This is a genomic window from Vibrio sp. L85, from assembly GCF_963871815.1.
GTDB classification, from domain to species: domain Bacteria; phylum Pseudomonadota; class Gammaproteobacteria; order Enterobacterales; family Vibrionaceae; genus Vibrio; species Vibrio harveyi.
The window spans coordinates 1-25,063 of sequence record NZ_CAWMYL010000008.1; the positions used below are offsets into that span (position 1 = coordinate 1).

At 46.1% G+C, this 25,063-nt stretch carries 35 protein-coding genes; 12 read left to right on the top strand and 23 right to left on the bottom strand.

Features of this window, described 5'->3' with window-relative positions; translation table 11 throughout:
• From AACR11_RS01090 to AACR11_RS01120, 7 genes are all read right to left on the bottom strand, one after another.
• Positions 1-573 (bottom strand): DUF4158 domain-containing protein (locus AACR11_RS01090; RefSeq protein WP_139374597.1); only part of this gene is annotated, 573 nt, incomplete at its 3' end.
• A gap of 146 nt (positions 574-719) precedes the next feature.
• Entirely contained in the window at positions 720-1,889 is a 1,170-nt protein-coding gene (locus tag AACR11_RS01095) for a glutathionylspermidine synthase family protein (protein WP_017190663.1), read from the bottom strand.
• Between the two features lie 138 nt (positions 1,890-2,027).
• A complete protein-coding gene (locus tag AACR11_RS01100; protein ID WP_017190662.1) occupies positions 2,028-2,972 on the bottom strand; it encodes a DUF1190 domain-containing protein in 945 nt (314 codons plus the stop codon).
• 11 nt (positions 2,973-2,983) lie between these two features.
• Positions 2,984-3,421, bottom strand: a complete 438-nt coding sequence (locus AACR11_RS01105) for a DUF350 domain-containing protein (protein WP_017190661.1) — start codon at positions 3,419-3,421, stop codon at positions 2,984-2,986.
• Positions 3,422-4,111 (bottom strand): YjfK family protein, encoded by a 690-nt coding sequence (locus AACR11_RS01110; protein ID WP_079324520.1) that lies wholly within the window; start codon positions 4,109-4,111, stop codon positions 3,422-3,424.
• A 70-nt stretch (positions 4,112-4,181) separates the two neighbouring features.
• On the bottom strand, positions 4,182-4,874 hold the full coding sequence (locus tag AACR11_RS01115) for a PspA/IM30 family protein (protein ID WP_017190659.1): 693 nt from the start codon (positions 4,872-4,874) through the stop codon (positions 4,182-4,184).
• 9 nt (positions 4,875-4,883) lie between these two features.
• A complete protein-coding gene (locus AACR11_RS01120) occupies positions 4,884-5,273 on the bottom strand; it encodes a DUF2170 family protein (RefSeq protein ID WP_017190658.1) in 390 nt (129 codons plus the stop codon).
• 286 nt (positions 5,274-5,559) lie between these two features.
• On the opposite strand from AACR11_RS01120, the gene AACR11_RS01125 reads away from it, so the two are divergent.
• Complete coding sequence (locus AACR11_RS01125; protein ID WP_017190657.1) at positions 5,560-5,973, top strand: hypothetical protein; 414 nt, start codon at positions 5,560-5,562, stop codon at positions 5,971-5,973.
• Positions 5,974-6,085: 112 nt separating this feature from the next.
• On the top strand, positions 6,086-6,916 hold the full coding sequence (locus AACR11_RS01130) for a DNA adenine methylase (protein WP_079324522.1): 831 nt from the start codon (positions 6,086-6,088) through the stop codon (positions 6,914-6,916).
• A gap of 48 nt (positions 6,917-6,964) precedes the next feature.
• On the opposite strand, the gene AACR11_RS01135 is transcribed toward AACR11_RS01130, so the two are convergent.
• The 10 genes from AACR11_RS01135 to AACR11_RS01180 all read right to left on the bottom strand — a co-directional run bounded on the left by AACR11_RS01135 (position 6,965) and on the right by AACR11_RS01180 (position 13,350).
• Positions 6,965-7,615, bottom strand: a complete 651-nt coding sequence (locus AACR11_RS01135; protein ID WP_079324524.1) for an outer membrane protein — start codon at positions 7,613-7,615, stop codon at positions 6,965-6,967.
• Positions 7,616-7,834: 219 nt separating this feature from the next.
• On the bottom strand, positions 7,835-8,722 hold the full coding sequence (locus AACR11_RS01140) for a lipase family protein (protein WP_079324526.1): 888 nt from the start codon (positions 8,720-8,722) through the stop codon (positions 7,835-7,837).
• A gap of 43 nt (positions 8,723-8,765) precedes the next feature.
• Complete coding sequence (locus AACR11_RS01145) at positions 8,766-9,008, bottom strand: hypothetical protein (RefSeq protein WP_079324528.1); 243 nt, start codon at positions 9,006-9,008, stop codon at positions 8,766-8,768.
• 121 nt (positions 9,009-9,129) lie between these two features.
• The gene (locus AACR11_RS01150) at positions 9,130-9,630 is read right to left on the bottom strand and encodes a hypothetical protein (RefSeq protein WP_017190651.1); all 501 of its coding nucleotides are present in this window, start codon (positions 9,628-9,630) and stop codon (positions 9,130-9,132) included.
• Between the two features lie 73 nt (positions 9,631-9,703).
• Positions 9,704-10,255: a hypothetical protein gene (locus AACR11_RS01155; protein WP_079324530.1), complete on the bottom strand. Its 552-nt coding sequence runs from the start codon at positions 10,253-10,255 to the stop codon at positions 9,704-9,706.
• Entirely contained in the window at positions 10,255-11,229 is a 975-nt protein-coding gene (locus AACR11_RS01160) for a hypothetical protein (protein ID WP_079324532.1), read from the bottom strand. The genes AACR11_RS01155 and AACR11_RS01160 overlap by 1 nt, the downstream gene beginning before the upstream one ends.
• Before the next feature lie 15 nt (positions 11,230-11,244).
• Positions 11,245-12,114, bottom strand: a complete 870-nt coding sequence (locus tag AACR11_RS01165) for a hypothetical protein (RefSeq protein WP_139374598.1) — start codon at positions 12,112-12,114, stop codon at positions 11,245-11,247.
• Positions 12,115-12,123: 9 nt separating this feature from the next.
• Positions 12,124-12,678 carry a hypothetical protein gene (locus tag AACR11_RS01170; RefSeq protein WP_079324536.1) on the bottom strand — a complete coding sequence of 185 codons (555 nt, stop codon included), beginning with the start codon at positions 12,676-12,678 and terminating at the stop codon, positions 12,124-12,126.
• 103 nt (positions 12,679-12,781) lie between these two features.
• Positions 12,782-13,084: a hypothetical protein gene (locus AACR11_RS01175; protein ID WP_079324538.1), complete on the bottom strand. Its 303-nt coding sequence runs from the start codon at positions 13,082-13,084 to the stop codon at positions 12,782-12,784.
• A complete protein-coding gene (locus AACR11_RS01180) occupies positions 13,081-13,350 on the bottom strand; it encodes a hypothetical protein (RefSeq protein WP_079324540.1) in 270 nt (89 codons plus the stop codon). The genes AACR11_RS01175 and AACR11_RS01180 overlap by 4 nt, the downstream gene beginning before the upstream one ends.
• A 104-nt stretch (positions 13,351-13,454) precedes the next feature.
• On the opposite strand from AACR11_RS01180, the gene AACR11_RS01185 reads away from it, so the two are divergent.
• From AACR11_RS01185 to AACR11_RS01195, 3 genes are read left to right on the top strand one after another with little or no spacing between them, the layout of a single operon-like run.
• On the top strand, positions 13,455-14,030 hold the full coding sequence (locus tag AACR11_RS01185) for a hypothetical protein (RefSeq protein ID WP_079324542.1): 576 nt from the start codon (positions 13,455-13,457) through the stop codon (positions 14,028-14,030).
• A 9-nt stretch (positions 14,031-14,039) separates the two neighbouring features.
• A complete protein-coding gene (locus tag AACR11_RS01190) occupies positions 14,040-14,507 on the top strand; it encodes a hypothetical protein (RefSeq protein ID WP_079324544.1) in 468 nt (155 codons plus the stop codon).
• A gap of 7 nt (positions 14,508-14,514) precedes the next feature.
• Positions 14,515-14,952, top strand: a complete 438-nt coding sequence (locus tag AACR11_RS01195; protein ID WP_079324546.1) for a hypothetical protein — start codon at positions 14,515-14,517, stop codon at positions 14,950-14,952.
• Between the two features lie 11 nt (positions 14,953-14,963).
• Here AACR11_RS01195 and AACR11_RS01200 read toward each other — a convergent pair whose 3' ends face one another.
• From AACR11_RS01200 to merR, 6 genes are all read right to left on the bottom strand, one after another.
• Positions 14,964-16,100: a hypothetical protein gene (locus tag AACR11_RS01200; protein ID WP_079324548.1), complete on the bottom strand. Its 1,137-nt coding sequence runs from the start codon at positions 16,098-16,100 to the stop codon at positions 14,964-14,966.
• Positions 16,101-16,300: 200 nt separating this feature from the next.
• On the bottom strand, positions 16,301-17,752 hold the full coding sequence (locus AACR11_RS01205) for an EAL domain-containing protein (RefSeq protein ID WP_172687361.1): 1,452 nt from the start codon (positions 17,750-17,752) through the stop codon (positions 16,301-16,303).
• A gap of 504 nt (positions 17,753-18,256) precedes the next feature.
• Complete coding sequence (locus AACR11_RS01210) at positions 18,257-18,598, bottom strand: hypothetical protein (RefSeq protein WP_139374599.1); 342 nt, start codon at positions 18,596-18,598, stop codon at positions 18,257-18,259.
• Positions 18,599-18,687: 89 nt separating this feature from the next.
• The gene (locus tag AACR11_RS01215) at positions 18,688-19,200 is read right to left on the bottom strand and encodes a hypothetical protein (protein WP_079324556.1); all 513 of its coding nucleotides are present in this window, start codon (positions 19,198-19,200) and stop codon (positions 18,688-18,690) included.
• Positions 19,193-20,293, bottom strand: a complete 1,101-nt coding sequence (locus tag AACR11_RS01220) for a hypothetical protein (protein WP_079324558.1) — start codon at positions 20,291-20,293, stop codon at positions 19,193-19,195. The genes AACR11_RS01215 and AACR11_RS01220 overlap by 8 nt, the downstream gene beginning before the upstream one ends.
• 436 nt (positions 20,294-20,729) lie before the next feature.
• Positions 20,730-21,185 (bottom strand): Hg(II)-responsive transcriptional regulator, encoded by a 456-nt coding sequence (merR, locus tag AACR11_RS01225; protein WP_001166628.1) that lies wholly within the window; start codon positions 21,183-21,185, stop codon positions 20,730-20,732.
• A 71-nt stretch (positions 21,186-21,256) separates the two neighbouring features.
• Here merR and merT point away from each other — a divergent pair, with 71 nt between their 5' ends.
• The 7 genes from merT to AACR11_RS01260 all read left to right on the top strand — a co-directional run bounded on the left by merT (position 21,257) and on the right by AACR11_RS01260 (position 24,984).
• On the top strand, positions 21,257-21,622 hold the full coding sequence (gene merT / locus AACR11_RS01230) for a mercuric ion transporter MerT (protein WP_001294656.1): 366 nt from the start codon (positions 21,257-21,259) through the stop codon (positions 21,620-21,622).
• 15 nt (positions 21,623-21,637) lie between these two features.
• The gene (merP, locus tag AACR11_RS01235; RefSeq protein WP_000732275.1) at positions 21,638-21,913 is read left to right on the top strand and encodes a mercury resistance system periplasmic binding protein MerP; all 276 of its coding nucleotides are present in this window, start codon (positions 21,638-21,640) and stop codon (positions 21,911-21,913) included.
• 27 nt (positions 21,914-21,940) lie between these two features.
• Complete coding sequence (gene merC / locus AACR11_RS01240; RefSeq protein ID WP_000522996.1) at positions 21,941-22,366, top strand: organomercurial transporter MerC; 426 nt, start codon at positions 21,941-21,943, stop codon at positions 22,364-22,366.
• Between the two features lie 38 nt (positions 22,367-22,404).
• Positions 22,405-24,090 (top strand): mercury(II) reductase, encoded by a 1,686-nt coding sequence (gene merA / locus AACR11_RS01245; RefSeq protein ID WP_000209296.1) that lies wholly within the window; start codon positions 22,405-22,407, stop codon positions 24,088-24,090.
• Positions 24,091-24,107: 17 nt separating this feature from the next.
• A complete protein-coding gene (gene merD / locus AACR11_RS01250) occupies positions 24,108-24,473 on the top strand; it encodes a mercury resistance co-regulator MerD (protein WP_001277466.1) in 366 nt (121 codons plus the stop codon).
• On the top strand, positions 24,470-24,706 hold the full coding sequence (gene merE / locus AACR11_RS01255; protein WP_001087807.1) for a broad-spectrum mercury transporter MerE: 237 nt from the start codon (positions 24,470-24,472) through the stop codon (positions 24,704-24,706). The genes merD and merE overlap by 4 nt, the downstream gene beginning before the upstream one ends.
• 65 nt (positions 24,707-24,771) lie before the next feature.
• The gene (locus AACR11_RS01260) at positions 24,772-24,984 is read left to right on the top strand and encodes a DUF3330 domain-containing protein (RefSeq protein ID WP_000993245.1); all 213 of its coding nucleotides are present in this window, start codon (positions 24,772-24,774) and stop codon (positions 24,982-24,984) included.
• Positions 24,985-25,063 lie beyond the last annotated feature (79 nt).

The window sequence follows — 25,063 nt, forward strand, 5'->3', positions numbered from 1 at the left end:
ATTACTGGTAAGTTGATTCAGTTGGAGCGTCAGGTCTTTTCTGACCTGTTGCATTGTGCGGCTTATCAGTCTTTGAAGCACGGAGTACTTAGGAATGGCAATGTTATGGCTGGCAAGGTATTCAATGGCCGCATCAAAGAGGTGTCGAGGCTCCAGCCAGGCATGACCAATGTAAACCAGGTGGTGGCACAGAGCATTGAGGTGCTGTTTTTCATTCCACTTATTGTAATTTAGTAGACGCAGTATCCTTGAGTAAATACGGTCACGCTGCATTTTACTGACACTGAAAGGCCTGATCCCTTTACCTCTTTGAATTTGGGAGGCAATAAACTGCATGTCGATACTGATATCACGGAAACTCGGAGCAATGATCACTGGCTTAGATTTAAAATAGCCCAGAAGCGCCACGAAATAACAACGATGTTTAGTAAGCCTGATAGTACGGCATTCGGCCTGTTCTACATCGTTTAGCGAAAAATACAAACGTTGTTCCTCAATAGAAAACTGAGGTGCTGAATACAAGTCTCGTTGTTCTGCCTGAGTCAGAATCGAGAGTTCATTACTAATTGCCATGATGAATAAACGCCAATATGATTGATGGTGTTTATATAAGATGGCAGAATATTGGAAGGTAACCCACCGCCACAGACCATATAATATAATACCTGTAGCGTTCTATGTTACTTTAGAGGGGAAAATCCCTAGAACCCCATTACATATCACCCTAAAATGATATGCGGGATAAATCGGCTAGAATCTTTGGTTATTTTCCCTTCATCTTCTCGAATTCCAATTCCTGCCGCAGTACCATTCACTAACCAACTTCCGATCAGTACATGGTTTTCGCCAAATGTTGGCAATGGTGTGTAAGCCTGTACAATTTTCCCTTCGCTACCATAAGGGCCATCTACAAATTCAACCACTTCGCCATCTTTTACGATCGAGATGTTCGCACCCTCACGTGAAAAAATTGGCTTCACGACGTAATGGTCCATACTCGCTACTCGTGGGTCATTTTCAAAATAAGCTTCAAGCAAATTCGGGTGGCCTGGGTACATCTCCCATAACAGTGGCAAAATTGCTTTATTGGAACTGATGCACTTCCACAATGGTTCCATCCAATTGATCTCTGCTGTTTCTAGATGCTGGCTATATTCCTCGCGTAACATGTACTCCCAAGGATATAGTTTAAAAAGCGTATCGATCGGTTTGCTATTGGCATCCGTAAAGTATTTTCCATCTTCCGAAATGCCAATATCTTCTACATACACAAATTCACTGTGGATGCCGGCTTCTTTGGCACAGTCTTGAAGATATTGTACCGTACCGCGATCTTCGATGGTGTCCTTACAGCATGCGAAGTGCATCGTATTAAATGCCAGTGTTGGCTTTAACTCGATAAAACGTCTTACAAGCAAATCTTCCAACAGGTTGAACTGGTCGGCATTTTGTGGCAATTCGCCGCGATTAACCTTTTCTTCAAGCCACAGCCAAGAGAAAAATGCCAGTTCGTAGAGACTTGTCGGCGTGTCACTGTTTAGTTCTAGGAGCTTTGCCGGGTTCTTCCCGTCATATGCCAAATCGATACGACTATATAAACTCGGGTCACGGCGTTTCCAAGATTCACGAACCAAGCCCCACATAGATTCAGGTATTTGAAACTTTGCCATCAGTTCATCGCTTTCAATAACCTTGGCGATCGCATTCAAGCTCATTTGATGAATTTCTTCTGTCGGTTGCTCGATGTCGCGTTCTATCTGAGTTAGAGTGAATTGGAAGTAGCGGTCCTCTGTCCAATATGGCTCGTCGTCGAAAGTATGGAAGCCGAAATTGAACTCTTGCGCTGTCTTCTTCCAATCATGACGTGGTTGTGTAGGTATCTGTAGCATTTAGACCTCTATGTCTTTGTTAGTGCCTAAGTAAATGTTCTAGTAGCATCTCACCCCTTAAATAATCGGCAAGAGCACTTACTCAGTTACTAAAAAGCCGGTGATGAACCACCGGCTTGGATGATGTAAGAGAGTTGTTTATCCACCCCAGCTACTACGAGAGCTGACAGAAGAACCCCAACCACCACGAGAGGAAGTCTTCACTACTGGTTTTGCTTTGTAGTCAGACTTAAATCCACTGGAAGTAGTTGAACTCGAACTTGTCTTGTAACCTGCGCCACTCATTGCTTGCTGTTTCTTTTCAGCGTCTCGGGCTGCGTTATACATGCGCTCTTTGTGACGTCGTTCGCTTGAGTCATCAAGAGCATCAATTACGCGGCCAGCGATATATGCATTCGCAATTGTGTTTGCTACGCTACTTCCCGTTCCTTGACCAATCCCCTGACCGATACTGGAGCCATAGTTTGATTTATTGTTACCGCCAGAGTTACCAGTGTAAAAACCGTCATCCTCGTTGCGTAACCGAACTGTTGGTAACGGGTGCAGATACCTGTCGGTCATAGTGAAATTCAAATGGCTTATGTTGTTTGCATCACCAACTTTCATTCCATCTGCAAAGAACAATTTTCCGTATTTATCCGAGTATGAAGATGTCGACGTAAACAATGGCTGCACAAACAAATCACCATATTGTCGAGAGATGTCGTAGTTGTCGTAATGCTCGGGCTTAACTGGCGCAACCATAAATGCGTCAAGCTTAGGACGATAGCCTAATCCAGCTGGCATCGCTTCACAGACACCATACTCAAGTTCACATTCGGCCTGTTTACGGAACTTCTCAGTAGTTCTGTCGGCTTCACGTTGCGCAATTTTGTATGCTGCATCGCATTGAGTACCAAGCTCTGCTTTACCATCAGCTTTACAAGCATCAACGTCTTCATACACCTTAATGCGAAGTGGGCTGTCTGGTTGACAACCAGCAAGTGTTGCCAGTGCCAGCGGCGCTAATGCAAAGTGACGAAATGTTTTGCGTTTACCTTCTAGTTTAATGCGGCTACGCATTCGACGTTTTAATTCAGTCATAGCTACCTCGACTAGTATGTCAGACAAGCGGCGTTAAGAAGGCCAACAGCGATAGAAACAGAAGCCAATAGCACGGCTGCAGGAGTTTCATTTTCTTCAATTCTTTGCACGATCTTCGGCATCATAATGGCTCTAACTCCCACAAAACCGGCAACCTGGGCGACTAGAGCTACAGCGCCCCATAGTGCATAATCAGTAATCCCCACAGAGTGAGAAGCTGCGCTTGAGATAGCGATTGCATAACCAACAATTGCGCCGCCGAGCGCGATCGCAGCAGATACGTTTTTATCTTCTTTAATCAGCTTCCATTCGTTGTATGGTGTCATGGCCATGTAAATGAATTTGAATCCAATCAAGAATACCAAGGACAATGCGAAGTAACCGATGAATGAAGTAATCCCATTCATAAATGCTGTTGCCGCTGCACTTTCGTTTGCTAGTTCGATCATTTATGCCACCACTTTAAAGTCAGAAATATTTAGTTGAATCCCTGTAACACGAGAAAGTAATCGGTCCGGGGTGTTATTTGCGATTCGTTCTTCACATGCGACAAGAAGTTCTTCTGTTTTATCGTGTGGTAATAGAAGGTCTTCTGTTTTGTCGTCTTGCAAATTGCGTGAATAGAGCATGTTGAAAGAGTCCAGTTCTTTGACAAATCCATTTTTGTTGTAAACTTTCTCTGTCAGACAAACGGGTTTTTCGTTCTCCCAATACGGGGCAAACGTAGTACCTTCCAAGTCGTATTCATCTTTAACAATTTCATTGTTAAGTAGGTTGTCCCACGCTTGTTGCCCGTCAATTGGTCGAGAGTCATAGAAATACCAAAGGCTGATTTCCATAATACCGGAGTCATCATCGCCATTGATTAGCACTTGGATATACCCTTCATCATCTGTGTAGTACCGAACTATGCGAGTACCAGCACCCATATCGATTACACCGACCGCTTCAATGATTTGCGATGTTGCAGCACCTTCGATGGTCAACTTCGGTTCAGCAAGTCGTAACATCAGGCTGTCAATTTCAAACGCGCCACCAAGACGAAAGCCGCAAATTTCTGGAGTTACGGGTTTTGGTTGTTCAACTGGCTTTTTCTTGCCAAAAACAGCTCTCAGCGCTAAACAAACTTTTTTCAACATAAAAGTCCCTTATTCTGAAAAAATGAACCCGCATGAAAGCGGGCTCGTGTTATAGAGTTTCGCGCCTGAATTATTCGGCTGATTTGCTCTTGTTTAGGATCGCTGCCAACTGGTCTTTGGCAGTTGTACCGCCACCAATACCTGCAGCTTTAAGCTTCTGATCTAGATCTGTAGTAGTTTCAGCATCACTTAGCTCTTGTTGGGCTTCTAGTTTTGCTGACTGCTCGGCCTGCTTAGCTTTAATTCGGTTTAACGAATCCAGTGCCGTACTTGTTTTAGATGAAGCACCTACAACACTAGCTTGAGTTGCAGCTTGTGCCTTTTGAACGCTGTCAGTAGCTTTAACAAGGTCAATCTGACGATCGATGCTTGTAATATTTTTGCGAGCTACCGCGATATTTGACTTGTGCTTTTCTTCTGCTTCTTTGAATGCCTTAAGTTGCGCTTCTTCAAGTGCTTTTTCTTCATTCAAGTCTGCAACTTTCTGTGCACATTCCAGCGCTAAATCTTCATGGCCAGCTTCATTCGCTTTAATAGCTTTATCTGTGTACTCAGAAATCGCTTTATCAAAACCAGTTACTTTGCCCTCAGATAATTTGCGTTTAGCAACGATAGTTACTAGTGAATCTTCTGCTTTGCGAACAGCTTCTTTCGATTCACGCTGCTCCTGCTCAAGAATGGTGATTGCGTTAGCATCAATCACGCTCTCAGCTGCCTTGTTTACATTACCAGTGAAGATGCGGAACAATTTACTTAGTGACATATGGAGTCCTTACTTAATGAGAAATTCAGAGTAGCCTTCAAGCAGTTCTGCAACATTGCGGAAAAGCTCTTCGACCTCAAGAACAACACTTTCAACTTTTGACTCAGAAGATAGAGCGCCGAAAGCGGAGTAATAAAACTGGCCTTCTACTTCTGATTTACCGACTGCTGTAAGTGGGACTAACTTATGTGTTTTTAAGATGTAATCGTCCAGCGCAGCTTGGTCAGCTACTGCGTCTGCTTGGAACAGCAAGGATTCAACGATGATCTGTGACCCCTGAACTACGAGTACTGCATTAATACCTACATCGTTTGTGATGATCAGGCTTTCATCCGATTGAGTTACATTGAATCCTTCGTCAGATTCAAGAAGTGCTTTTGTTACTACATTAAGATCCAAAACATTTCTCCAGAATAGGTATGCATAAGACTGTAAAATCCGTCACATACGGTTATTTGGTATAAAAATACCACCTGCTTACACTCGAATCAATAAAAAGCGTTTAGCTTTTATTTTTCATTCTTGCGCTGTCGAAAACTAATTTATGTGGTTTTTAATTTTCCGCAACCATATAAATACTACAAGGTCAGATTTTTTAGTTTAAAGTGATAATCGTTATCTTTTGATAACTCTCTATGTGTTATCCTTACGCTGAAAATCATGTTTCTCAGTGGCAAAAATTTCAATGCGTAAGAAGTTAAATCCCCAGTTTGAAAGCGAATTCTGTTTGGCTGGCTATGACAAAGAGAAATTGCTTTCTCTGCTGAATGAAATTGACTCAACAAAAAGGTCGGTTTCAAGTCGGTTATCAAGATTATCGAGCGAACCAGGTGAAGTGGTTCTCAAAGGCGAAAGTCGTCAGGCTGCGATAAGAAGAATGAAAGATAAGCTGGCATTTCTAGCTGATGAAAGAGAGTTGGTAGTTAGGCGACTAGCTGAGATTAAGAGAAATACAGTGCTTATCAACCGTGAAATGCATAGCCGGCCACCAGCATTAACGGCTGCATTTGTTGCCGCAACAAGGTTATTGGTCGATAAAAAAACATTGAGTGTCATCGAGCAAGCAGCGCAGGATATTTTATCCCAAACTCACTTCTAAACCTTTCTCGGTTTGTGCACCACATTAAAAACTCGAGCATTTTCAAACTCCAAACAGGTTAAGTACAGATACATTTTGTTTTATACTACCTCCCTATCAAATGGGAGCGTAAATGAAAAGCATACTAAAATATCCTGGCGGCAAATCATGGCTTGCGACTCGTTCAAAAAAATTGATTTCTGAGTTGGAGCCACGATTTGTTGCAGAGCCATTCTGTGGCGGCCTATCATTTTCCCTTAACAATGAGTTTGAACGAGTCCTTGCTAACGACCTCATTTCTCCGCTCATTAATCTTTACCAGCATGCACAAAAAGGGTTCGTCCCCAATAAAGATGATTGGCATCTCGATAAAGCATTCTATTTAGGCGTTCGTGAGCGATTCAATCAGCTAATTGTCAGTAATCAAGCAGATTCAGAGTTTGCGGCAGGGGCAATGTGGTACCTGAGCTATCATTGCTTTAACGGGCTAATGAGGTTCAATCAAAAAGGAGGCTTCAACGTTCCCTATGGTAAATATGATGAACTTGCGACACCATCTGGTTTTACCCAGTTCCAAGAGGTTACTAAAAATTGGAGGTTTACAAATGGTAGTTTCCAAGATCTGAACCTAAATGGTGTGGATTTTTTACTGGCAGATCCACCTTATGCTGGAACATTTGCAAACTATTCAGGTAAAGGATTCACATTCAAACATCAAATACAAGTGGCTGACTGGCTAGCAGACCACAGTATGCCGATGATAGCTTGCAACAGCCTTAACCTAGAGCTGGCAAAATTATATAAAGCAAGGGGATTCAGTATCTACAGGACGGATGTAAGAAGAAGTATCAGTCGGAACGGAAATGGACGTCAGGCTGCACCTGAGATGATAGCTTTTAAAGGTTTTGGAAAGAACAGAAAATTCTCTCAGTTGGTAGACTTGATTGAACGGTGCCGAGTATAGAGACACAATAAATAAGCAGGGACTACCCTGCTTATTTATGCGATTGATTTAGAAGCGGAAGCCAAATCCGACTTCAAATACGTCCACAGCTTGCGTGTTATTGCCACTAGACATAGTAATATCAGTTGAAAATCGTTTATAAGCCGCATTGATTACATAGTAGTCACCAAGCGCATAATTAATACCCAAACCAACTACAACGTTTTTGTTAGCTGTGGTGTTCAAATTTTCTTTGTCGCGTGTAGTGACATCAACTAGTTGATGTATCTCAGGATTGAACATTTTTACCGTGTACGGGTCGCCGTATGTATAGTTCGCACCAGTTAGTTGAGCGATACCGATCGTAGCAAATACGCTTAAACGTTCGTTGATGTAGTAACTTGGACCAATACTTGCCATCCAGCCATCATAATCTGTCTCTAGTTTTTTCCCGTTTTCAGTTAAATTACCGTCAACATCATAGAAAGAAGCATCACCAACCACACCCCAATTATCAGACAGTTTATAGCCAAGACGAATACCTAGACCATTACCATCAAGACCATTACCCATACCAACAGATGAAATGTATGGAGAAATGAAATTGCTGATACTTGGTTTGTACTCGCTTACTGTAGATTCATTTTTCATAGCTAGTACAGAACCAGATGCTAATGAAGTTGTTGCGATTACTGCTGCTAGAACAAGTTGCTTAGTCATATACGTGTTTCCTTTAAATATTTAGTCTGTCGCGTTCAATTTATGTAGTTAAGATTACCGTAGCTATTACAACGCGCAACTTAGAAATAGAAGCTTTTTCAAAAGATAATTTGAAGTGTTTTTAGATAGATTAAAAATTATTCAGGTATCAACAAGTGCTGGATGAAATCGTAAAAATAAAAAAGGAAGCCGAAGCTCCCTTTCTCTTAACGGATGCAATCAATTGATTTTAAGGCTCGACATCCCTTTATAAATTTCACATAGTTTTCGACTTGGGTTCATGTCTTTTCTTATTTCCTCAAGTCTTGACTGTAGTTCAGAAATCTTGTGGTTACATCTCCCAAAGCACAATGCTCGCCCCGGCAAAACGAACACAGCACCCTGATATGTTGTTGGTGATGACAATAACTTTGCTCCAGAAACTCTATCATTTTCATTGACGATAGTTATCATTTTACTCGAATAACCGGATTGGATAGAAGCATCAACATAGTTATATACATTTAGAGTTGCAGGGCTAAATAGAACCGCATCTGTGTTGTTTTTTAGCGCTGAAACATTAGCTAAAGCACCACCAAGAGAATGACCAGTAGTTGTGATCTTTGCGTGTGGATATTGTGCTTTGACATCTTGAACTAAGTCGATTGCATCAACATACATCGGTGGCATCCTGCCTAGATGCTGAGCAATATCTGTCGAGACATCATTAGCAGCAATACCACTGTCTGTGTCATCGCCCGTACCACGGAATACTATGGTGATTTTCTGGTTATCAGGATCAGATTCATCAATCGCTGTTAGAGAGCGTAAACCACTTGATTTCTCTTCTACCTCACACGAAACACCAGAATCGCTACAAAACTTATTTAGCACGGCTGCGTAATGGTCTGGACGACTATCGTAGATACCGTTCGATAGACTCGCATAAGTTTGGTACGTCTTTAAGTTGGATTCAATATCAACGATCGCTGCATTGGTTAAACCATCCTCAGAATTACAATCTAAAGACGTGGATACTTTGGGGGGGCTACCTACAAAAATGGTGGATAGGCCAACAACTAATACAAAGGAAACTAAACCGCCAACTGTTATCTTTTCAACACTCATGATTTCTCTTATGGTTATGGGTGAATAGTCATTAAATACGATGTCAATAAACACGCAATTCTACACGGAATTTCAGTGTGTTAGATATTGAAAAAGCATAGACAGTATTTGACGCACCTTGTCCATATCGGGTTACACCTAACCCAGATAGAAGATTTAGGTTGGTTACAAAAGCATACTGAGTAGAATCAGCCAAAGAGAAAATTAATGATGAATTTTTGCACACTACCTCAACTTCATAGCGTTGTGTTTTGTCGTTGAGATTTTCAATGAAAGTGGTAAACATAGTTTCTTCCTATAGGTATGTCGCCCTACGGGAAGAAAAAACGCCACTCAACTCCCGTAAGGGAACTGAGTGGCGCGTTTTGCAGTTCGAGTTATAAATCTAAATCAACAGTGAAAACATTTCAACGATACAAGTCAGCCTTTATCTCTTCACAGCTTCGACCATTAAACCCTTCGGGAAGCTTTGCTTTGTGGCCAATCAATTCTCTGGTTCTTTCCACAAACAAATCATACACAGCTTGATGTTCGCCATTGATCTCTAACGTTTTTATATCCTCCTTTAACGCTGCCAATTGATGCGCCAAGCTGTTTTCAGTAACTTTGCCAGCGCCCAATCTATCTTGCAGTTCAGAGAATGACATTGCTTCAACGATCGCCGCTTCATCTGCCCATTCCTGCAGTATTGTTGACTTAGTAAAATCGGACACCGGATAAAAGCGTCTAAAGCCGTAGATGTCCCCTTGATGGTCAATAGCAACATAGTATGGCTTGCTGTCATCAAACGGCGGTACGCTTACTTTGTTGTGGGATCTGTCCTTCTTAGCAATGTAAAAAATGAAGGTGCTCACCGATCCCAAAACAAAGGCAAATACGACAAGTAGTGTTATCCAATAGAATTCCATGAACTGCCTCTCTAGCTATCACAAAACGAATATAAATCATTGTATTAAAATAAAGGCAAAATGCCGTTAACTTTTATAGCTCTAAGCTGTATGTCTGCCACTTCTTCTCGGAAGTTTTCCAGATATAACCTGGTTGATCGAACTGCGCGGCGATGGGATACCAAACAACAATGAAGTTATCTGTAACTTCCTGCGGAACACACACATTAGGAAATTTGCTCATTCCCTCAAGACTATTGAAAACCATGTGGCCACCAGCTGCGATGATCTGCTCGTCGACTTCCTTCTTTCTGATGTAAGGGAATAAACCATCGATCCATTCTGGATAGCTTTTTATGAACGGGTATTCATCTTGAAAGGTTAACTCAAGTTTCGATTCTCTCTGTAGTAGCGACACAAACCGTTCACCGGAGAAAGCAAGTAAATCCTCAAGCTTTTTAATTTGGTCAGCAATCAGGCCGCTACAGAGAGCATCTGGTGCCATGTCAGTGATGCATTCCACATCCCATTTCATGTGGCCAAGGTTCACGTGAAGCTGATGGCAGACGCGTGCAGCATGAGCTAAATCATCCGAATAGTCCTCATTGACCACCATGCCCGGTACGGAAACAAGTAAATCTTTCATTACTGTGCATCCTCCGACTCACCTAAATTAAACACTCGATAGAGTGAGTAATCGTCTTTCTGCAGCGCGGTAATTTTCGGGTTGAAGTACATCACTTTTCCATCACTTAAACGCTTAAGGTATGGGTTAACCGACACTCTCTCTTCTTGGTACCATTCTTTGAAGTAGGCCAGGTTCTCTTGCTTCCACAAGTCGCGGTTTTCATTGAGCTTAATAGCCGGCACGTATAGGTACTGCTCAACCGAAGGGTTACCAATGAATTTCAGTTTGTCGATCGGGAATCCTATCGGCAAAAGTGTCACTGCCGTCATATAGTCACCAGTTGGTGCTATCGGAATGTATCCATCGTTGTCTCTGGTCAACATTGGTATTCTGCTTGTAAATGTTCGACAAAGAGACTCTACCCCTTGCTTACAGAAGACATAATTAGGGTCGTAGACCTTAGTGCCTTCAACCAAGTAGAAGTTAGTGCCTGTCGGGACGTACTCGGTCTTGGCAGAATCACCATAAACGGATGCAACCGTATCGATGGCCATCTTGTTCACAACTTGTGCCTGGGCATCTAAATCCTTCGATTTGTCGACCTTTACTACCGTATAAAGGTACTGATCGCCAAGAACAGAGTGATAAGTGGTTTTAGCTCCTTGTTGCGTTAAAAGACTCAGACCAATATCGAGCGGGTTAACGTGGCCAATCGCACCAATGGCTAATGTCGCGGCCTGCCCTGCGATCTTAAGTTTGTTCTGGTCTACATCGTAGTAAAACACATCAAGGTTGTTAGTCGTGCGTTTTGGTTCAATCCACTTTAGCGGGTAAAGAAAGCGTGTTGGTTCTGAAAAGTCTTCTGCATCGAGTTCGTAGTCATCAGCGTATTTACCTTTGAGTTCAATATACTCATTGGGTGTTTCTGCACAGCCTGACATCATCAGGGAAAAACTGATCACTGACGCAAGCGCCGCGACGTTCTTAAGCATGTGTTTGTCCTTTTATTATTTAATGAATTTGTTGCTTGCATAGTCGAAAGCGCTATCGCTATCGCCTTCCTCGGAAAAGTCCCAACCTTCATTCCATTCACTATGGCGCCAATCACATATCGAGTACGGGTTATCGTCGGGATGAATGCGTTTTAAATAAGCCTCACGACCTTGATCAAATGGGAGCGCGTCAGCGGTCAACTTGTCGAGATGTACTTGGGTATCAAAGCCACTCATTAAGAGTGCTTGAAGAAACTGTTTGTCATAGAGAGTATCGCAGGTGAAATACTGCGGTTTATCACTGACGTTTAAACTGACATGATAAGTCGCCGCCGAGAGGTCATCATCGTCAGTTAGATGGTCTTGGATAATGAAAAAACTGCCGGCGGTCAGTAAGCCTGTCGATGATGAAAATGCCGTAGGAAAGACAGCTATTGGACTATTGCTATGGATATTTACGCAGAAGTCGCGTTCAAGCCTATCGATGTCATGCCAATGAGTAAGGATCAGGGAATCCGGGAAAACGGTTTTTATGTCAGCCACCAGCTCATTTGCGCTGTACAATGAAAACCACTCGGTGACTGTTCGATGGTCAATGCGATGTTGTAATTCGGCCTCAGCCAGAACCTTTATCACATAAGCATAACTCGCACGGTCATCGATAGTGAGATCAGAAAATGGCCGGCTTGCATTTTCTGGCACACAACCCGGTGATTTTGCCGTTTGTGCCTCTGCAAACAGGAAGGCAGAAAGCAACTCTGTAATTTCGGCCAGAGAGAATGAATGTAGCCGGCTCTTTAACTGAGATTTAATACTCTTTAGTGGCTTAAGGGAATATAAGCAGTCATCAAACGCTGTATTGGTTAAATCCGTAAGCTTAGTCATTATGTCCATTCACGTTCGCTTTGTTTGAAACAGAGGGTTATGGTTTCTGTCAAACGCAACCCGGGATCTACTGTGCTGCCCAGCTACTCCAGCGCTTACAAGCTGGCGATACTGATAGCCATTAACAGCGGCAAGAAAATGGGTCAATCCAAGGTGTCTACACAACCAAAACCGGTGTCGACCCTCTTCGAAGTCAATGGCTCTTGTCTTTAGCACTGGCGTATCAATTTCAATGGCATTGATCTGCTGGTATATCTCCAACAACTTAAATACCTTATTTTCTGACTTGATCAGTTGCTGCTCTCGGTGATACATCTCACCCAAAATATTGAAATTGAGTAAGTCGTTAAGGTCAGCGGGTATGTAACGGTCTGGTGCCGAAGTCTTCCATAATTCATCGAATTTATTTACATCTACCCAAAGATAGATGAACTCATTGTATGCTTCCGTTAAATCTAACTTGTGGCTACGTTTGAAATGCACATAACCTGTCGAAATCTCTGTAGGATTCGTTTCGGATTGAAGCTGTATGCAGGCTTCATCACTGACCGTTACTCTAATCATTAATATGTCTCTCTACACTTAGAATGTTGGGCCATCAATGAAATGACCCGTTGGGAATAACTAGTGTAATTATGAAAAAGAAAATGCTGATTTAATTGGGCAATTATTTATTTCCGATTGAATCTCGATCAAACCAACTACCTTTTGCTGGCAACTGATCTGCTGCCAACGCATCGCGGATGTCAAAAACGATTTGAAATGAATCAGATTCATCAGATGTTTGGTCCGAAATTTCTTCAATGATTTCTAAACGACGGATTTCATCTGAATGCGATACTGCACTAATGCCCCAAGCTGGTGGGTTATTAGGGTCATAAGCGTTATGTAGTTTTGCAATTTGGTCTTGTTGCTCTTTAAATGCCTTGGGGTCATTGATGGCATACACAACGGTTATGAATTTGGTCATTTCAACATCACTCCATACTCTGCAATTGATTGTTCTCGTTGTTCTTCATACTCACTCAGAAGCCCATATTCACCGGTGGTAGCGCGAATACTAATTTCTGGTTTGTCGTCACTAAGCTGCAGCTCAATATCACCGTTCGGGTGGCACCCAGTGTTCACATAAACGTCACCCTCAATAAAAAGGCTATCGTGGGTGCAAGAGCCTTGCTTGCGGCCGTACCAAATAACTTTCTCACCAACCGGTAAAAACTCGATACTTTTCTCCATGTTTACTCCATTTAACGGATATAGCGGATATTGAATCAAATGCAATAATACTACACATTCAACAAATAGCGTATAATGTGAGCAATAATTACAGGAGATTGTTTATGGCAATGACAAAAGATGCAAAGAGAAAGGCGAAGAAGAAGAAACTGGCGAAAAGCAAAAGTCTGAAACTGAATCAGATGTCAGGCAGACTAGATACCACCAGCACCATCTATGAAGCTGAATGGGGAATACTCGTCCACCAGCCAAGTCTCTCTGTTGATGATCTGCATCCGTTAGATAAAGACAAAGCAAACGAGCTTATTCGACAAATTGAAGGTTCCGGGGAGCGCGCTACTATCAAACGCCGAAAAGGTGGCAGCTACGTGATTCTTGAGTGTCCACAAACGTTTGCAACTGCGGATGTGGCTTATGAAGATGGATTGGTAGACCCCATAGACATCATTATCGAAAACGATCTTCCTACTATCACCAAGTTCTTGGGTTTTGTCGTTTGCGATGGCAATGGCAAATTCCTCGCTAAAGACGGTGGTCACATTACCGTGCCTGAACGGGCGCACATGTTCGAATCCATTCCTGATGCAGATAAAGTCGCTCAAACCTATGATCAGGGGTTTTCAACGATGGTATTTGAAATTGGGACAACCATTATCACGGCCGTTGTGAAGCCAAGCTAAGGGGGCGATATGCCAAGCATTACTAATAAAGAGATCCGTCACCAGACGGTACAGGAAACCGGTACACTAATGCTCGAAAACGGCTATACAGTCAGTTTTGACGAAAGTGGTGCTCTGGCTATTAAAGGACATGGCATCGAGTTGTTCCAGTACCCAAGATATTTAGGCTTCATCAAGCACAATACGAATCCTGAACGGTACCAGCTCATTGATTGCGGGTGGATGATTGATATACCCGCCGCCAATGCCTTTGAGTTCCAGACATTTACCAAACTGGACCCCATTAGCCCTACTGAATCTTACAACGTGTCCAAGCCGTATGAACTGGAAAACCCAGTCGAATTTAAAGCAGCAATCAGTGAGCTTAAGGCTCAGGCAGAATTCGATAAGAATGAGGGGTATACAGAAATCAAGGTCGATATAGACCTGGTACTTCGCCTGGTATCAGCCATCCAAAACCAATCCAATGAGAAATGAGGCAAGTATGCAGTTAGACAGTCGCGGCCTATCAAAGCCAAGTACATTCTTTAAAGCCTACTTCGTTTTTGTATCGTGCTACATGGCGTTGTTAGTCGCGGCCGAGTTAGCACTCAAGAGTACAATTATTGGTGGCCATCTAAGCCAGATGATGGTGATACACCTATTGGTACTGATTTCACCCTTTAAAAATGACCGATTCGGCTTCCTTAAAGAGCTGTTACTAAGCGTAGCGTTTGGCCTGCTACCTATGGGCATCATCATGTACCTAAGCATTAACGTGTTTAATGCGCCATTACACCCGGATGTCACCATGCCGATAGTTGCGCTATGCTCGGGCACACTCTTCTGTACAACGGTTGCATCGTGGTTTATTGCCAGTCGAATAGACCGAACTTTTACGGTACTGAGCTATAGAAATACATCACAAAAAAGGGAGCCATGAGGCTCCTTTTTTTATACATATGAACTCCAGCCAGTAACGCCTTTCATCTCATACCGTTCTTCTATTACAAACCTGCCGCCATCTTCTCCAAATTCCGGTTCCTGAGTTGGCTTTAAAATGCTGTGGTATACCAAGGATGCAGGAAACCGGTCTTCTACTGTGAACTCAGCTAATGACTCTGGCGGTGGTGGAGTATCTAAGCTGTTTTCAAGTCCATCGATGGTACTTTCAGGATAAGCCTGTAATTGCTCCCACGGTTTGAGTTTCGATAAAAACAGCCAACGCCATGAATTGCCTGAATTCCAAACCCCAATTACGCTAAAGCGGATGCCGTTAAACGTTTTAAAGATAGGATTCCCAAGTAATAATATCGGCTTTTCAAAATATTCATCATAGCTATCTGAAATCGCGTCCAGAACTGATAAGAACATTTCGTCTTTCGAATCGCCCGGTGAGACTACAATAGAATTTGCAAACACAGGATGTTCTTCATCATTTTCATCAAGCCAATAAAAGCACGGCTCGCCAAATTCTACCTGGTCGGGGATGTCATCTTCTGTGTATTCCTTTAAATTCCATCCAAGGAAGCCATCTAAAAGGTTAACATAGGTCCAAGGATCTATCGGGTGAGAGATTCGCATCCGGTTTTGGAAATCATCAAAAGTGGTGCCTTCCAAATGTTCTTGTAACTCTTTAAGTGCTGGGTCGTCTGACATAGATAGCAATTGTTTTAAAGAAGCCATCATGTTTTCATCAGCAGTCCCCTCGCCCATTAAACCGACCATCTCTCGAAGTTCGCTAAAGTCGATGGCATCATCATCTCTATCTCTAATTGCGTCCAAGTCAACGCGATACGCTTTTGGCTTGTTCGAAAATGGTGAGATTGACTTCACCAACGCTAAAATCGCCTCGTATTGGTCAACCTGTAGAATGTCCGAAAGCTTTTCAGCCATAAATTGGTGAGTCGAGTTCAATACCGTTGGTGTGACTTGCGGCTCTTGAATCGGTAAGGAGTTGATAAGCGCATCCCAAGATTTGAAATTGAAAAGCTCTGCCAACATACTACGAGCTTCTTTGTCATCTATTTTTAGCGACTTACTTAATGAAGTTGCACTTAATCGAGCTTTCTTGTGAGTGGGTAAAATCATTGGTTTACCTATAGTGATATATTGAAGCAATGTTCCACTGGGCTAAATCCGTTCCGTCACAACAAGGGCTTTTTTATTGTGAGCAGTTGCTTAGTAAACTAGCACAAAGTAATTTTTACTTATACTAAGTCGTGCTTAGCTTAATCCAGTCCTAGTTTGCGTTTATTTCTGGGGAAAAACCGGGCGGAAAACACCCAACATCAGGAAGACTTTTTATTATTTAAAACAGTAAGCAATTCAGTTAGCGGTAAAGAACGGTAGAAATACCAGCCTTGCACATACCCTTGTTTACAGTGCTCGGTGATCATGTCGTATTCACGCTTGGTTTCCACACCTTCAAAAACGACCTCTTTGCCAAGGCTGGCAACAAGGTCCATGATAGCACTTGCCATCCCCTTTTTAATGTCGAAGTTCAAAGCGTTCACAAATACGCGGTCTATCTTGATGTAGTCGAAGTTAACCTCTGTTAGCCAAACAAGGTTCGACACACCAGTTCCAAAATCATCCAACACCACCATAAACCCTAGCGCTTGAGCTCGCGCAGAGAACTCAGCGATTTCTATCAGCTCAACATCTATGCTTTCAGTGATCTCAATTTTTATCTGACTTGGGTTAATGTCATGTGAGCGTACAAGGGCAACTAAGTACTCCAGAAAGGCATGCTCACGAATTTCATAACTACAAATGTTGATGGCACAGGAAAACTGAGGGTCATTGCGTAACACTGACGCCATATCTGAAATTGCTCGCTTGGCCGTAAAGTGTGCCAGTTCCGGGTACAGCGACAGTTTCTCAGCAATACTAATGAACAACTCTGGTGATACTCGCCCGTATACGTCGTCAGTCCACCTTACAAGCGATTCTACCGCCTCGACACGACCATTCCCGATTCTGACTATGGGTTGATACTCCATGAAAAGCGATTCTTCACTTAGAGCCGTTCTGAAACGTGCTTCAATAGTTTGCCGGTTGGAAATGATCAGTTGTAAAAGGTGAGTTATGAGATAACTGATTGTCAGGATGACGATGAAGACAATGGTGTTCGATCGGATGCTGTAATATGGGAGGCCAGCCCTATCATTGATCGTTCTAACGCAAAACCCATATACCTTACTGCAAGCATCCGTTGAAAGTGTTAAGGCAAAATAGGAATTAGATTTCTTCGCTGGGGCGTACTCGTCAAATATGTTGTCAACAGTTTTGGAGTAAATTTGAAACTGAAACTGTGGTAGCTTTTTAAGTACTCTTGAATAAGAAGTGGTGATGTTTACTGCGAAGAAATTACCTTTCGCGGTTAAATTGTAGTGCTCCGAAATCCGATACAAATTTTCCTCGTTTGAATAAAACTGGTAACCATTCTGCTCACCCGAATCCTGGTACCTCAGTTTAGTCGGTTTTATTTCTCCCCAGTTCGCAGTGCAGTACACGGTGTCGTCTTTCATAAATCCAGCATCGAAGATTTCCGAATTCGTCATGACAAGTTCACGAAGCTTATTGATGTTGTCTTTATTGCAGGTGAAACCTTCGATCGAATTAGCCGTGGTGAGAACAGTCACCAACTGTGACGTGACAAGTTCGGCATTACCTAAAACATCGGTGGCGAACTCTTCTTGCTCTATTTTCTGAATCTCATACGAAAAGAATGACGCCATAGATAGCATCGATAGTAAGGATACAGAGAATATTGCGAGTAGCTTAAATTTAGCTTTCACCCGGGCCTCTAGTAGTCATGTTCGTTAATTCTTGACCTAAAACAGTGCAGGTTTAATTAAGAATAGCAGTATGCCGTTCCTACGCATATTGTTTTATGGTCTATGTTTATACACAGCAAAAAGGTGGTATAATCATTAAATTAGAGCCCATTGGTCTGAAAGAGCAATCGAAGGCAGCATCTGTGCGACGTATAACATCACCGAACACTTGAAGATCGACGCTTGTTTAAAAGCAAGCCTGCCACTAACTCGAAACACAAACGAAGAGAAAAACACAAAACAGACAACTACTAAAAACGAGGCAAAGCTTATGAATCCTAATCACATCAAGACGAACCTTACAGTTGCTGCTCTCTCACTTGCGTTAGTATGGGGTACTGAATTTCAGATTCAGACCAATGTGTTTTAATGCACTATCATCGATAACAATTCCACACGTTCCTATCATTCGTCCCTGAGATATTCGGCGTATTTTTCTTCAAACTCTTGGAGCATTGATTTCCTTGGCCGCGGAGCTGCATAGTGATAGTTCCGATTTGGTTCCATCGATGCTTTCTGCTGGGCCTTAAGCTTGGAAATTTTGTTGGTTATTGCGCCACTTCTGATTTGCTGTTTTATGTAATGGGCAAAGTAGTCCTTTCGTACCGACAACTTACATTCAATAAGCCCAAACTGAGCGCAGAACTCCTGCCATAAACATTCGCTGAGCCCTTGCACTTCGAAACCAAGCCCTTTGCAAATCAACATGTCATTTGCCCAGTCGGGCATGTCAGTACGTACAGACACAGTTATATTCTCCGAATACTTTATAGTTCATTTGGTTGGACGCATTGAGTCTGCAGTCCAAGAAAAAAGAGCCCGAAGGCTCTTATTTTTCATACGGCTTTCATTCTAGCCATGACTTGGGAATGGGCTGCGTAGTCACATGCTTTGATAAAGATCCAACAACCTTTAATAGCAAGGTATGCATAAACAACATGGTCGACATCTGTTAAACCAAAACTTTCACTAAAAACAACTAGCTGGTGGTAGATCCCCGACAGCCAATCGCTAAAGCCATTTTGTGATGCGTTATGAAGCCTGTCTGCATCCAGAAATGTTATTTCTTTGCCACTCCTTACACTGCTAGCCAGAGCGCTGTATGCGGCATAAGCCACCTTGCTTAATAAGGCTGCTACCATTGCCGTGATACCTTCTTTCATGCCCCACATAGCAAGGTAAAAATGACTTCCTTTATAATTCTCTTCCCCTTGGTGAAAGAGATAGGTCAAAACCCCATAACACATTAGAAATACAAGCGATGCGGATAGTGCTTCTGCCCGGATGCCTATGAAAATGGCTAACCCTAAGTTCATCATCAAATCCATGACGCCGAGAACTTTAAACATAAAAAATTCTCTCATTCAATTGATAAGGTAGCGTCAAAAGACCACTGTTTTTAACAAGTGTATGTGCCATACGCGCAGAGACACCTGATGGATGTTTTGGCATCAAGCGTTCTGCCATTGCGTCTGCCTGCCCGTCCTTGAAGCTGCCGATCGCTTTCAAAAATCGAATAAGGGATTTGGGGTCGATCAAGCGCCACGTAAACTGGGTTGGTGAGAAAAGAGTTTGTCCATCGTTGCTGAACCCTACCTGCTCCGTTGCCAATATATTGTGAATAGAATCTTTAAAGGCCACCACGACGGGTGTGAATTGCATTGTTTCATCGAAAACAGTCCACATCGGGTTCGGTGATTCAGCCAATACAGACGCGAGTGAATACAGTCTTTCATCATCAAATTCATTGCTCGACATCCAATCCACTTCAATGAACGTGATTGGTGTACCAGTAGGCGAAGATGGCATGTTGTTGCAATCCAAATCGACTTTGATGTGAGTAACGCGCTCTCCAGTAAAGAGATCGGGCCGCTGCTTCACCAAATTCTCAAATAGAGAAGGTAACCCGAATACTATAACTGGAATTTGAGGCTCTTTATTGTTTGCCTCGGCGTATGCCACCAGCCATTGAACTAAGTAAAGGGTCTTTCCAGTGCATGAACCTCCGACTACGACTTCAAGCGAACGAGATTCTTTATTTGATAAGATCTGACAAAAACTATTCACCATCTGCCCTACCATTTCGAACTCTAATTTGATGCGCGGCATTTCTTTAAAGTGCTGACTCATTTCGGCCAAAACTAGATGCAGCAACCGCGACTCAAATTGTTGGTCCATAAAATCTGGATAATGTGTACCAGCGACAGTTTTGGCGCGCTCGAGTACATGTGCGTGATTATCATAGCCAAGAGCTTGCGCGAACATGTCACTTGATACTGATAAAGACGGTTTGTATTGAAACGCAAGTTCTGGCGTAGTTTCTGTGCCTGGGTTCGCTGCCTGATGACATAGAAAGGCTAATAGAGATTGAAGCGATGTAACATCTCTCGATAACCGAAACAGGTTATCAAGGGATATTACCGGTAAAGTAACGTATGACATACGTAGTCCTTGATAATTAAACTCTATGAAATGCTCGCACGCCTAAGATGTCGCGCAACTACGGAGGTGTTCAGATAAGACGGCCATAGGTGCAGTAAGAACTATGCTGTAGTACTTGCTGTCCATATTTAAGAAACGGTTCGCCATCTCGATAACGGTTGCCGGTGTGTCCGGGGTAATCATTTTCTCTAAAAGAGATCTGTCTTGAATGACCTCTACGTATAACTCCGGGCTAACCTCTTTCCCAATTAACGCTTCAATCGTTATGCCCAATTGCAAAGCCAACTCATAGTAAGGTGACCCGTTTTCTGCTTTTTGTAGAAAGATGCTAAATACCGTGTGTCGATACCATGCCACTACAACGTCGTTGTCACTGAATGGACGGCAACCACCAAACCAATGAGGGGTCGTCTCAGAATTCGGAAAATAAAGCACGCTAAGGCGTAGTCACCCCGTGACTCCCCCGCGCCGATGCAGCGAGCTTCGTTCCGTCTTGCAGTGACGCAATCAGCGGGCAGGAAACGTTCCCTTTCCGCGCATGGCAGGCGCACACCAGTTCAGACAGCACGGCCTCCATGCGTGCCAAGTCGGCCATCTTCTCGCGCACATCCTTGAGCTTGTGCTCGGCCAGGCCGCTGGCTTCCTCGCAATGGGTGCCATCCTCCAGCCGCAGTAGCTCGGCGATTTCGTCCAGGCTAAAGCCCAGCCGCTGGGCCGATTTCACGAACCGCACTCGTGTTACATCCGCCTCGCCATAGCGGCGAATGCTGCCATAGGGCTTGTCTGGCTCCGGCAGCAGGCCCTTGCGCTGGTAGAACCGGATGGTCTCCACATTGACCCCGGCCGCCTTGGCAAAAACGCCAATGGTCAGATTCTCAAAATTAATTTGCATATCGCTTGACTCCGTACATAACTACGGAAGTAAGCTTAAGCTATCCAAACCAAATTTGAAAGGACAAGCGTATGTCTGAACCACAAAAGTCTGAACCACAAAACGGGCGCGGCGCGCTCTTCGCCGGTGGGCTGGCCGCCATTCTTGCGTCGGCCTGCTGCCTGGGGCCGCTGGTTTTGATCGCCTTGGGGTTCAGCGGGGCATGGATCGGCAACCTGACGGTGCTGGAACCCTATCGCCCGATCTTCATCGGCGCAGCGCTGGTCGCGCTGTTTTTCGCCTGGCGGCGCATCTACCGCCCGGCGCAAGCCTGCAAACCGGGTGAGGTCTGCGCGATTCCCCAAGTGCGAGCTACTTACAAGCTCATTTTCTGGATCGTGGCCGCGCTGGTCCTGGTCTCGCTCGGATTTCCCTACGTCATGCCATTTTTCTATTAATCACAGGAGTTCATCATGAAAAAACTGTTTGCCGCCCTCGCCCTCGCTGCCGTTGTTGCCCCCGTGTGGGCCGCCACCCAGACCGTCACGCTGTCCGTGCCTGGCATGACCTGCGCCTCTTGCCCGATCACTGTCAAGCACGCGCTTTCCAAGGTTGAGGGCGTGAGCAAGACCGACGTAAGTTTCGACAAGCGCCAGGCCGTCGTCACCTTCGACGATGCCAAGACCAACGTCCAGAAGTTGACCAAGGCGACCGAGGACGCGGGCTATCCGTCCAGCCTCAAACGCTGATCCGTTAACCGAACTCGGGAGCGACACATGGGACTCATCACGCGCATCGCTGGCAAAACCGGCGCGCTCGGCAGCGTCGTTTCCGCGATGGGCTGCGCCGCCTGTTTTCCTGCCATCGCCAGCTTTGGCGCGGCCATCGGACTGGGCTTCTTGAGCCAGTACGAGGGGCTATTCATTGGCATCCTGCTGCCGATGTTCGCCGGCATCGCGTTACTCGCCAATGCTATCGCTTGGCTCAATCATCGACAGTGGCGACGCACGGCGCTCGGCACGATAGGCCCGATCTTGGTGCTGGCAGCGGTGTTTTTAATGCGGGCTTACGGCTGGCAGAGCGGTGGACTGCTCTATGTCGGCCTGGCCTTGATGGTTGGGGTGTCGGTCTGGGATTTCATCTCGCCAGCACATCGCCGCTGCGGGCCGGACAGCTGTGAATTGCCAGAACAACGTGGCTGACGGCAACAGCCGTAGCCACCACAGAAAAGGAAAAATACATGACCACCCTGAAAATCACCGGGATGACCTGCGACTCGTGCGCGGCTCACGTCAAGGAAGCCTTGGAGAAAGTGCCCGGCGTGCAATCGGCGCTGGTGTCCTATCCGAAGGGCACAGCGCAACTCGCCATTGAGGCGGGCACGTCATCGGATGCGCTGACTACCGCCGTGGCCGGACTGGGCTACGAGGCAACGCTTGCCGATGCGCCACCGACGGACAACCGCGCCGGCCTGCTCGACAAGATGCGCGGCTGGATAGGGGCCGCTGATAAGCCCAGTGGCAACGAACGCCCGTTGCAGGTCGTCGTCATTGGTAGCGGTGGAGCCGCGATGGCGGCAGCACTGAAGGCCGTCGAGCAAGGCGCGCAGGTCACGCTGATTGAGCGCGGCACCATCGGCGGCACCTGCGTCAACGTCGGTTGTGTGCCGTCCAAGATCATGATCCGCGCCGCCCACATCGCCCATCTGCGCCGGGAAAGCCCATTCGACGGCGGCATGCCACCCACACCGCCGACGATCTTGCGCGAGCGGCTGCTGGCCCAGCAGCAGGCCCGTGTCGAAGAACTCCGTCATGCCAAGTACGAAGGCATCCTGGACGGCAATTCAGCCATCACCGTTCTGCACGGTGAAGCGCGTTTCAAGGACGACCAGAGCCTTATCGTTAGTTTGAACGAGGGTGGCGAGCGCGTCGTGATGTTCGACCGCTGCCTGGTCGCCACGGGTGCCAGCCCGGCGGTCCCGCCGATTCCGGGCTTGAAAGAGTCACCCTACTGGACTTCCACCGAGGCCCTGGCGAGCGACACCATTCCCGAACGCCTTGCCGTAATCGGCTCGTCGGTGGTGGCGCTGGAGCTGGCGCAAGCCTTTGCCCGGCTGGGCAGCAAGGTCACGGCCCTGGCGCGCAATACCTTGTTCTTCCGTGAAGACCCGGCCATCGGCGAGGCGGTGACAGCCGCTTTCCGTGCCGAGGGCATCGAGGTGCTGGAGCACACGCAAGCCAGCCAGGTCGCCCATATGGACGGTGAATTCGTGCTGACCACCACGCACGGTGAATTGCGCGCCGACAAGCTGCTGGTCGCCACCGGCCGGACACCGAACACGCGCAGCCTGGCATTGGAAGCGGCGGGGGTAGCCGTCAATGCGCAGGGGGCCATCGTCATCGACAAGGGCATGCGCACCAGTAGCCCGAACATCTACGCGGCCGGCGACTGCACCGACCAGCCGCAGTTCGTCTATGTGGCGGCAGCGGCCGGCACTCGTGCGGCGATCAACATGACTGGCGGCGATGCGGCCCTGGACCTGACCGCAATGCCGGCCGTGGTGTTCACCGACCCGCAGGTCGCCACCGTGGGCTACAGCGAGGCGGAAGCACATCACGACGGGATCGAGACCGACAGTCGCCTGCTAACACTGGATAACGTGCCGCGTGCGCTTGCCAACTTCGACACACGCGGCTTCATCAAGCTGGTCATCGAGGAAGGTAGCGGACGGCTCATCGGCGTGCAAGCGGTGGCCCCGGAAGCGGGTGAACTGATCCAGACGGCGGTGCTCGCCATTCGCAACCGTATGACCGTGCAGGAACTGGCCGACCAATTGTTCCCCTACCTGACCATGGTCGAAGGGCTGAAGCTCGCGGCGCAGACCTTCAGCAAGGACGTGAAGCAGCTTTCGTGCTGCGCCGGATGAGGAAAAGGAGGTGTTCAATGAGCGCCTACACAGTGTCCCGGCTGGCCCTTGATGCCGGGGTGAGCGTGCATATCGTGCGCGACTACCTGCTGCGCGGATTGCTACGGCCGGTCGCGTACACCACGGGCGGCTACGGCTTGTTCGATGACACCGCGTTGCAACGGCTGCGCTTTGTACGGGCTGCCTTCGAAGCGGGTATCGGCCTGGACGCACTGGCGCGGCTGTGCCGGGCGCTGGATGCTGCGGACGGTGACGGTGCGTCTGCGCAGCTTGCCGTGTTGCGGCAACTCGTCGAGCGTCGGCGCGAGGCCCTGGCCAGCCTCGAAATGCAACTGGCCGCCATGCCAACCGAACCGGCACAGCACGCGGAGAGTCTGCCATGAACAGCCCAGAGCACTTGCCGTCTGAGACGCACAAACCGATCACCGGCTACTTGTGGGGCGCGCTGGCCGTGCTCACCTGTCCCTGCCATTTGCCGATTCTCGCCATTGTGCTAGCCGGCACGACGGCCGGCGCGTTCATCGGGGAGCACTGGGGTATTGCAGCCCTCACGCTGACCGGCTTGTTTGTCCTGTCTGTGACGCGGCTGCTGCGGGCCTTCAAGGGAAGATCATGACCGCTTCCCAGCCAGCCGAGAGTGGGCAGCTTTGAGCTTCGCTACCAATCTGGAGGAGTACCACCATGAACGCAAACGCCCCGAACACTGCCAGTTGCACCACCTGCTGCGTATGCTGCAAAGAAATTCCGCTCGATGCCGCCTTCACCCCGGAAGGCGCGGAATACGTCGAACATTTCTGCGGGCTGGATTGCTATGAACGCTTCCAGGCACGCGCCAAGGCCGCGACAGAATCTGACATTGCGCCTGTCCCTGGCGGTTCGCAGCCGTCAGATTGAGGCATACCCTAACTTGATGTCAGATGCCATGTGTCATTTTCAGAAGACGACTGCACCAGTTGATTGGGCGTAATGGCTG

Excerpts from the sequence above, each read along its gene's own strand:
- AACR11_RS01095 (WP_017190663.1), bottom strand. The coding sequence starts at position 1,889 with ATGCTACAGATACCTACACAACCACGTCATGATTGGAAGAAGACAGCG.
- AACR11_RS01190 (WP_079324544.1), top strand. The coding sequence starts at position 14,040 with ATGCCAAGCATTACTAATAAAGAGATCCGTCACCAGACGGTACAGGAA.
- AACR11_RS01160 (WP_079324532.1), bottom strand. The coding sequence starts at position 11,229 with ATGCTTAAGAACGTCGCGGCGCTTGCGTCAGTGATCAGTTTTTCCCTG.
- merA (WP_000209296.1), top strand. The coding sequence starts at position 22,405 with ATGACCACCCTGAAAATCACCGGGATGACCTGCGACTCGTGCGCGGCT.
- AACR11_RS01170 (WP_079324536.1), bottom strand. The coding sequence starts at position 12,678 with ATGATTAGAGTAACGGTCAGTGATGAAGCCTGCATACAGCTTCAATCC.
- AACR11_RS01260 (WP_000993245.1), top strand. The coding sequence starts at position 24,772 with ATGAACGCAAACGCCCCGAACACTGCCAGTTGCACCACCTGCTGCGTA.
- AACR11_RS01165 (WP_139374598.1), bottom strand. The coding sequence starts at position 12,114 with ATGACTAAGCTTACGGATTTAACCAATACAGCGTTTGATGACTGCTTA.
- merE (WP_001087807.1), top strand. The coding sequence starts at position 24,470 with ATGAACAGCCCAGAGCACTTGCCGTCTGAGACGCACAAACCGATCACC.
- AACR11_RS01205 (WP_172687361.1), bottom strand. The coding sequence starts at position 17,752 with ATGGCGTCATTCTTTTCGTATGAGATTCAGAAAATAGAGCAAGAAGAG.
- AACR11_RS01145 (WP_079324528.1), bottom strand. The coding sequence starts at position 9,008 with ATGTTTACCACTTTCATTGAAAATCTCAACGACAAAACACAACGCTAT.
- AACR11_RS01100 (WP_017190662.1), bottom strand. The coding sequence starts at position 2,972 with ATGACTGAATTAAAACGTCGAATGCGTAGCCGCATTAAACTAGAAGGT.
- AACR11_RS01125 (WP_017190657.1), top strand. The coding sequence starts at position 5,560 with ATGCGTAAGAAGTTAAATCCCCAGTTTGAAAGCGAATTCTGTTTGGCT.
- AACR11_RS01200 (WP_079324548.1), bottom strand. The coding sequence starts at position 16,100 with ATGATTTTACCCACTCACAAGAAAGCTCGATTAAGTGCAACTTCATTA.
- merD (WP_001277466.1), top strand. The coding sequence starts at position 24,108 with ATGAGCGCCTACACAGTGTCCCGGCTGGCCCTTGATGCCGGGGTGAGC.
- AACR11_RS01180 (WP_079324540.1), bottom strand. The coding sequence starts at position 13,350 with ATGGAGAAAAGTATCGAGTTTTTACCGGTTGGTGAGAAAGTTATTTGG.
- AACR11_RS01220 (WP_079324558.1), bottom strand. The coding sequence starts at position 20,293 with ATGTCATACGTTACTTTACCGGTAATATCCCTTGATAACCTGTTTCGG.
- AACR11_RS01110 (WP_079324520.1), bottom strand. The coding sequence starts at position 4,111 with ATGTTGAAAAAAGTTTGTTTAGCGCTGAGAGCTGTTTTTGGCAAGAAA.
- merP (WP_000732275.1), top strand. The coding sequence starts at position 21,638 with ATGAAAAAACTGTTTGCCGCCCTCGCCCTCGCTGCCGTTGTTGCCCCC.
- AACR11_RS01130 (WP_079324522.1), top strand. The coding sequence starts at position 6,086 with ATGAAAAGCATACTAAAATATCCTGGCGGCAAATCATGGCTTGCGACT.
- AACR11_RS01135 (WP_079324524.1), bottom strand. The coding sequence starts at position 7,615 with ATGACTAAGCAACTTGTTCTAGCAGCAGTAATCGCAACAACTTCATTA.
- AACR11_RS01115 (WP_017190659.1), bottom strand. The coding sequence starts at position 4,874 with ATGTCACTAAGTAAATTGTTCCGCATCTTCACTGGTAATGTAAACAAG.
- AACR11_RS01150 (WP_017190651.1), bottom strand. The coding sequence starts at position 9,630 with ATGGAATTCTATTGGATAACACTACTTGTCGTATTTGCCTTTGTTTTG.
- AACR11_RS01175 (WP_079324538.1), bottom strand. The coding sequence starts at position 13,084 with ATGACCAAATTCATAACCGTTGTGTATGCCATCAATGACCCCAAGGCA.
- merC (WP_000522996.1), top strand. The coding sequence starts at position 21,941 with ATGGGACTCATCACGCGCATCGCTGGCAAAACCGGCGCGCTCGGCAGC.
- merT (WP_001294656.1), top strand. The coding sequence starts at position 21,257 with ATGTCTGAACCACAAAAGTCTGAACCACAAAACGGGCGCGGCGCGCTC.
- AACR11_RS01105 (WP_017190661.1), bottom strand. The coding sequence starts at position 3,421 with ATGATCGAACTAGCAAACGAAAGTGCAGCGGCAACAGCATTTATGAAT.
- merR (WP_001166628.1), bottom strand. The coding sequence starts at position 21,185 with ATGCAAATTAATTTTGAGAATCTGACCATTGGCGTTTTTGCCAAGGCG.
- AACR11_RS01140 (WP_079324526.1), bottom strand. The coding sequence starts at position 8,722 with ATGAGTGTTGAAAAGATAACAGTTGGCGGTTTAGTTTCCTTTGTATTA.
- AACR11_RS01185 (WP_079324542.1), top strand. The coding sequence starts at position 13,455 with ATGGCAATGACAAAAGATGCAAAGAGAAAGGCGAAGAAGAAGAAACTG.
- AACR11_RS01155 (WP_079324530.1), bottom strand. The coding sequence starts at position 10,255 with ATGAAAGATTTACTTGTTTCCGTACCGGGCATGGTGGTCAATGAGGAC.
- AACR11_RS01195 (WP_079324546.1), top strand. The coding sequence starts at position 14,515 with ATGCAGTTAGACAGTCGCGGCCTATCAAAGCCAAGTACATTCTTTAAA.
- AACR11_RS01215 (WP_079324556.1), bottom strand. The coding sequence starts at position 19,200 with ATGTTTAAAGTTCTCGGCGTCATGGATTTGATGATGAACTTAGGGTTA.